Annotated in this window: 6 protein-coding genes; 1 reads left to right on the top strand and 5 read right to left on the bottom strand. The window is 66.6% G+C overall.

Annotated elements, in window-relative coordinates:
• On the top strand, positions 1-341 hold a 341-nt coding region (locus Q1V88_RS19550), incomplete at its 5' end, for a hypothetical protein (protein WP_300683681.1).
• A 795-nt stretch (positions 342-1,136) separates the two neighbouring features.
• Here Q1V88_RS19550 and Q1V88_RS19545 read toward each other — a convergent pair.
• From Q1V88_RS19545 to Q1V88_RS19525, 5 genes are all read right to left on the bottom strand, one after another.
• Positions 1,137-2,606: a hypothetical protein gene (locus Q1V88_RS19545; RefSeq protein ID WP_300683679.1), complete on the bottom strand. Its 1,470-nt coding sequence runs from the start codon at positions 2,604-2,606 to the stop codon at positions 1,137-1,139.
• 76 nt (positions 2,607-2,682) lie between these two features.
• Positions 2,683-3,360, bottom strand: a complete 678-nt coding sequence (locus tag Q1V88_RS19540; protein WP_300683677.1) for a zonular occludens toxin domain-containing protein — start codon at positions 3,358-3,360, stop codon at positions 2,683-2,685.
• Positions 3,357-3,596 (bottom strand): hypothetical protein, encoded by a 240-nt coding sequence (locus tag Q1V88_RS19535; RefSeq protein ID WP_300683675.1) that lies wholly within the window; start codon positions 3,594-3,596, stop codon positions 3,357-3,359. The genes Q1V88_RS19540 and Q1V88_RS19535 overlap by 4 nt, the downstream gene beginning before the upstream one ends.
• The gene (locus Q1V88_RS19530; RefSeq protein WP_300683673.1) at positions 3,593-4,678 is read right to left on the bottom strand and encodes a hypothetical protein; all 1,086 of its coding nucleotides are present in this window, start codon (positions 4,676-4,678) and stop codon (positions 3,593-3,595) included. The genes Q1V88_RS19535 and Q1V88_RS19530 overlap by 4 nt, the downstream gene beginning before the upstream one ends.
• 1,054 nt (positions 4,679-5,732) lie before the next feature.
• Positions 5,733-6,083 (bottom strand): hypothetical protein, encoded by a 351-nt coding sequence (locus Q1V88_RS19525; RefSeq protein ID WP_300683671.1) that lies wholly within the window; start codon positions 6,081-6,083, stop codon positions 5,733-5,735.
• Positions 6,084-6,386: the final 303 nt, after the last annotated feature.

The raw sequence follows: 6,386 nt of genomic DNA, 5'->3' as shown, positions 1-6,386 counted from the left end.
GAACGCACGCTCGCACTGAGGTGCGATGGGCTGTCGAGCGTCTGCGCCTCGTTGGGCGCGGCTCGCAGGATGCGTTAGCGCATCTGGGTGACATTGCAGCTGCAGAGGCGCTGTTGGTCTCGGCGCGGGCTCGACTGGTGGTTGCGGCGCGTCGTCAGGGTGCGACGTGGGATCAGATCGGCACGGCGCTCGGTGTGAGCCGCCAGGCTGCGGCGTCGGCGTACGCAAGAAAGGTTGCGCTCATTCTGGATCGCGAGCGTTGGCATAACGAGTTCCCGGGTGGTCTGCCTGCCGTTCTGGTGAGGCGATTCGCTGCGCGCGAGCGTCGCAAGCGCTCGTAGGACGGCCTGGAGCCAGATCAGCAGAACCGCCGATAAGCGACATTATGTCAACTTGTGCCCGTGGAGCGGAGACGACGCTTCCGCCCCTGACGAGGTACGTACCGCGTCGGGATCACGCCACCGAAGACCTCATGGCGCAGCCAATCGCCGTACTGACGGCGCTGCACCCACGCCAGCCAGCGAGATCTCGCAGCCTGCGGCGTCACCCCGCGCACAGCACCGATCTGCGCCCACGTTGCACCCTGCGCACGCGCAGCCGCCGTCAGGTACATCACGGAGTCTGACAAGTTCTCTTGCGCCAGCGACACCGCCCGCAGCTCACGCAGCGGCTCTTGCGGCCCGTACTCGATCCCGTCCAGGTGCCGCCGTCCCCAAGTCGCCAACGTGCGACCCAGACTCCCATCCCGCGTACTCATCTCCCCGAGGATGCCGGAGTTACACCAGCGTGAGTACGGCTTCGCACCAGTTCCCCGAGTTGTGGCACATATAACGAGCCCGGGTCAGCCGGGTGGGGCCGTGCTCGGCTCCGCGAGGCCGTTTCGGTGTTCTAGCCGCAGGTTTCAGGCGCTGGAGAGGCCCCGGCAGAGTCGAGCATCGCCACCGGACCACACCGGGCGCTACTTCGAGCGTGCTGGACACCCGTAACGGGGCCTCCGTGCCCAGTTCCGGGCATGGCTGAGGCCCGACCGGCACGGTGAGCCTGTCGGGCGGTCCAGTGGCGTAGGAGGCCGCTGGCTGGGCTGGCGTAGAGCCCGGGTTGGGTGGTCGCAGGTCCCTGCGATCACCCGGGTGCAGCTAGGGAAGGAACCCGATCGGTCCGGCCCCGGATCGACCGCCCCGTTGCGGTGTCCACACGGCTTGCAGGGCCGCTCGTTGCAGTTGCGAGGCCAGGCCGGGACCGTCGTTGACCAGGAGCCAGCCCGAACGCTGTCCCCCGGCCAGACGCTTCACCACCGCAGTCGACCGACGCTTGCGCCAACGCCACGTTTCGGTGATCTCGCCGGTGCTGGTGTCCACTCGAGTGCTGTAGCGCTTGCGCCAGACGGTGGTCGGGACGGCGTACCTCTTGGTGTGGGCCCACCGACGCATGATCTGCACCATCGCGTCAGCAAGGTCCGGGGGGATCTGAGACGCCCGGGCAGCATCCTGGAGGCCCCACACGCCCCAGAACCGGCCCACGCCGCTCACGGAGCAGCCCTCACACAGGTCGTCTTCACAGGCCGGGTCGTGGACCCATTCGCGGGGTGCTTGGTTCTGATACTCCTTGTCGGCGAACGAGGAGTGCTTGCCGAAGTAGATCGCCATGCGGCGCGGATCTGAGGCCCGGACACCCTCGTAGTAGTCCACGCCGGCACCGGCCTCAAGATGCCGGTGATAGTCACAGCACACGATGACCTCACGCCGGTCACTGAGCCGACACATCCGGGCCGGGAACACATGCCCACACCACGGGGCATCCACGATGTCTGCCCACGTCTCAGACAACCACGCACGGAACCCGGGATCGTTGGGCACCCAGCCCATCATGTGCCAGTGCGGTGCCCCGCGAGCCTGGAACTCACGCTTCCAGAACCCGACCATCGAGTGGCCCCACTTGTCACGGAACCGACGCCGCAGCTTCTGGATCTGGTTCTGCCAAACCTTCGCCGACGGCGTGACCGCGAGCCAGTCCCCCGGCAACGTCAACGTGATCAACGCTGGTGTGCCGCCCTCATCGAACATGGGCGACACATCGAGACGGCCGATCTTCTCCGTCATCCGAGCCCGCGACTTCGCAGACCACGAATGCAGCCGGGAGACACCCTCGTGATCGAGGAAAGCCAGCGCGGCCCGCGCCATCTCTCGACCGAAGCAGTCCGGTTCGGCTCCCCCGCACCCGCACCGTGACGCCTCGCACGCCTCTACCTCAGCACGTCGTTCGATCAGCGTCCGCACAGCCTCAGCCTTGGCAGTGGCCACCGCCTGGCGCTCATACGTTCGGATCGCGCGCACCGGGTCAGTTGCCTTGACCGCAACGTAGCCCGGGGCGACCTCAACACGATGGATCGGCCCCTCAGCCTTCAACCGCTCAACGAAGTCGGCCTGAGGGAACGAGATCTCGCGGCCGTCGACGTACTCGACCTGGAGCCGTTCACGGACCCGGATCTGACGTTCCACACCCTCGTAACGGCCGTACAGCGCCGCAGCCAGACCGACAAGCTCCGTCGACGGAAACCGAACGATCGAGGGCAGCGTAAGGGTCGGGGTCAGCACGCTCGCGTTCACCGCAGGACACCGGAGCCGAACAGGAACCGCGCCAGCCCCAGCGCCAAGAACCCGGCCGCGATCCACCCAGCGCGGCTCATCGGGCGTGACGGCGGGTCGGGCGCGGCGTGTCGAGCCACGACGGCTCAACCGGAGGCGACCACGGGTCAGGGTCCTCAGGAGCAGCGGCCAGGACCGGAACAGGGCCAGGAGCGTCCAGGCCGGTGACCTTGCCCAGCGTTTCGAACTGGTCATACCACTTCGACGCGCGGTAGAGCTCTCGACCCAGCACCCGGAGTTTGCGTCCGTCGAAGGACTGGCCGAGTGCGTCGAAATCGGCTGCGTCATAGCCGCGCAGCATGATGAAGCGGGCCCGGGGCCACGGCGTGGCCGGGTCGGTGCCGGGGAACCAGGAGGTACACCGGACGACCTCCTGCGTCACCTCCCGCAGAACCTTGTCCGCCCGGGCGTACGCCGGCGCGGTCCAGAACAGCCTTGCCCGTTGCTTCCGCAGCTGCTGGACCACCTCCAGGAACTTTTCATCGTTGGAGCGGTTCCGAGACGAGAACAGCACCCCGGCCTCATCGAAGACAACATCGGAGTCTTCGAACCCGATGCTGAGCAGGCTCGACAGGTTGGTGAAGTGTCGACTGTCAGGAACCCCGGGCACGTTCGTGACCAGGCGACGACCGGCACGGCGCGCAGCACGAACAGCGCTCATCGTCTTCCCGGAGCCGTTCATGCCGACGAATGCGGTGATGGGACGGATCTTCACAGCGAGCCACCTCCAAGGGTGAGTAGAGAGACAACCCGTCGTGCGGCATAGATCACCGACGACAGGACGAGAACAGACAGGTAGGTCGCCAGCACCGCCGTGACCACACCCGGCGAGGCGATACCCATGAGCGGGATCGAGATACCCGACGTCGGCCACCACGACGGCGGCGAGGGCAGCGGTGGAACCAGCGCGATCACGCCATTCCAGAGGGTGAAGAAGACATCGACAATCATTCAGAATCGACCCCCGCACTACGCGACAGACGACGCCAGATCCCCAGAGCACCGCACACCACGATCACCGCGTCGACCCACGGCCGACCGGCATCAGCAACACTCTGCACCGAGGCATCGCACCAGCCCATCGGCTTCGACCCACCCGCACCGATATCCACGCTCGGGCTGGCACAGCCACCCGTCACCGACGGGAACGCGACGGCCCAGGCGCTCATGTCCGGGAACGGGTTCCGCAGCGTCACCGACGGCACGAACGCCCAGATGAACGCACACTTCACCGGGGCGTAAACCCACGAGACGGGGTTCCAGGACCAGTTCTGCCCCAGGCACCCCTTGGAGTTGCCGTAGCCAGGGGTCGAGACCGTCGGCGGGTCCTCAGTCGTGGGATCGGGATTCGGGCCCGTCGTGGGCGCAGGGCTGGCAGACGAGGACGGACCAGTGGACGGCGACGTGCCCGACCCGGGGGTCGGAGCGGGCTTGTCACCCACGACAGTGGTCAGCGGAGACGGCGTGACACCGGGATCGTAGGAGTTCTCCAGCAGGTCACACGACGACATGGGGACGACGTAGCTGCCCATCTTGCAGCGCACGACCGACCCGTCGGCTGAGGCATCCTGCCAATCCGCGCAGATCGGTCGAGACGACGTGCACGGCTGCCCGTTAATCCACACCTGAACGCGACAGGTCTCAGGCAGGAACGCGCCGCCAGAGAAGCAGTCCGGGTACGTGCCGGCCAACGACGACTTCGTAGGCAACGTCGTGTCGGCGACCGTCTCCTCAGCACCGGGCCACCCACCAGTCAGCTTCACACGCTCGGGGATGGAGCCCGCCAGAGCACCATCACACGACGGTATCCCGACGCCGTCGTCGTCGCCCCCGGTCCACGTCGACGTGAGGGTAAAGACAGCGTTGTCAGGAGCACGGCACGTGACCGTCGACGTCTGCGAGAGACTCCCGCTCGGGACAGCTGTCGACACTGACACGACCCCGAACTGGTTGCCGTAGCAGCAGACACCGACCGTCACATCGGTCCAGGCGACGACAGAGCCAGTGCCGCACAGAGACACTGTCGTACTCATGGACCCCGCAGTGGCACCGAGAGTACCTAAGCCAGCGCTGCCCGAAGGCGCGGCGACCGTAGTGACGACACCGGCAGCAGAACGGCACGCGAGACGACCGCCCGTCCAGCCAGGCTTGGACGCCGTAGCAAGGCACCCATTCCACGACACCGTGATCGTCACCGCCGCACCGTCAATCGCCGCGCTGGCAGCACCCGAGCAGCCCGTACTCTGAGTCGACCCAGAGTGGCTACCTCCATGCCCGAACAGGCCCTTGACAAAGGGCATCCACACATCCCTGGTCTCGTAGGCGAACATCCCGACCCTGGCGACCGCGTACGCACACCCCAGGCCGGTAGCGCACGCAGCTCCAGCGGCCACAGCAGACCCAGCGCTCAGAGTGCCCCGCACCGTGACCGGCGACGGATACGACGTCAACGCCGACGCCGGAGGCGCAGCCACCGTCGTCACCAGCGACAGCGACAACGCCACCGCGATCCCCGCCAGCACCGAGGCGGCCCAGCGCCTCACGCGCTCGCCCAATCAGCGTCGACGGCAACGAGGACCGCCGCACCGAGAGCCGCAAGAACACGGCCCACAACGGCAAGGAGCCGGGACCCCGGGACCGTGCGCACAGCGCACTCACCCCGGGACCCCGGCCCCTCTTGACGACGCAGCCGAATCACTTCGCGGCCCGACGGATCAGACGGAACACGAAGCCCGTCCCCAGGCTGATGCCGAGGATACCGACCACAGCAGCGCTGTTAGCCGTCATCGCAGACGTCAGAGCAGCAGTCACACCAGTGAAATCCATTTTCCACACCTCCCCCCGGCCAATCGTTGGACGCCCGCAGGCCGGAGAATCACAGGCCGGAGCGGATGAGTCCAGCGACCCATCCGGCCACCCAGCCAAGAATGAAGAACGTGCCCGCGTCCCACGCCACGTCGGCAGCAGACACCACGTCGGCCGGAGCCACTTACGACATCCGCCCGAAGAGCATCCCGACCGGCAGGCCGACCAAGAACGCCACAGTCGCCGCCATCGGAGCCAGATCGGACCACAGCACGTCGCACCTCAGACAGAAGCGAGAGCATCGCCGAGGATCTGGACCTTGCCGAAAGCGACTTCGACCCGCAGAGCCACCGACTGATGCGTCCCAGCAGCAGCCCGCAACGCCTCCAGCAACCCAGCCTCAGCGTGCTTGGACACCTTGCACTTCGTGATCGCCGCCCCGTCAAAGAGACTCACCGTGGTCGACTCCCCCGCCGGGAACGACCGACCGTTGTCGGTCACACCAGCCTCGTACGACCGCGTCTCAACGGTCAGCACCTCACCCTCATACGTCAAACCCCGCATCACGCACCTCCTCAGTGCCACGCGTTCACCGACCCACTGCCGATGTTTCACGTGGAACAAATCTGCCATGCATGACGAGCCTAGGTCAAGGGATCGTTCACCCAGATGCGCTAACGCATCCTGCGAGCCGCGCCCAACGAGGCGCAGACGCTCGACAGCCCATCGCACCTCAGTGCGAGCGTGCGTTCCTTCCACAGTGCTCACCTTGCCGAGGATGCCGGAGTTACACCAGCGTGAGTACGGCTTCGCAACAGTTCCCCGAGTTGTGGCACATATAACGAGCCCGGGTCAGCCGGGTGGGGCCGTGCTCGGCTCCGCGAGGCCGTTTCGGTGTTCTAGCCGCAGGTTTCAGGCGCTGGAGAGGCCCCGGCA

Source organism: Nocardioides sp. (assembly GCF_030150155.1).
GTDB lineage: Bacteria > Actinomycetota > Actinomycetes > Propionibacteriales > Nocardioidaceae > Nocardioides.
Note: the sequence above shows the minus strand (reverse complement) of the source record. Positions and strands in the feature narration are given on the sequence as shown.

Coding starts and splice junctions, on each gene's coding strand:
- Q1V88_RS19535 (WP_300683675.1), bottom strand. CDS start 3,596: ATGATTGTCGATGTCTTCTTCACCCTCTGGAATGGCGTGATCGCGCTG.
- Q1V88_RS19530 (WP_300683673.1), bottom strand. CDS start 4,678: ATGAGTACGACAGTGTCTCTGTGCGGCACTGGCTCTGTCGTCGCCTGG.
- Q1V88_RS19525 (WP_300683671.1), bottom strand. CDS start 6,083: ATGGCAGATTTGTTCCACGTGAAACATCGGCAGTGGGTCGGTGAACGC.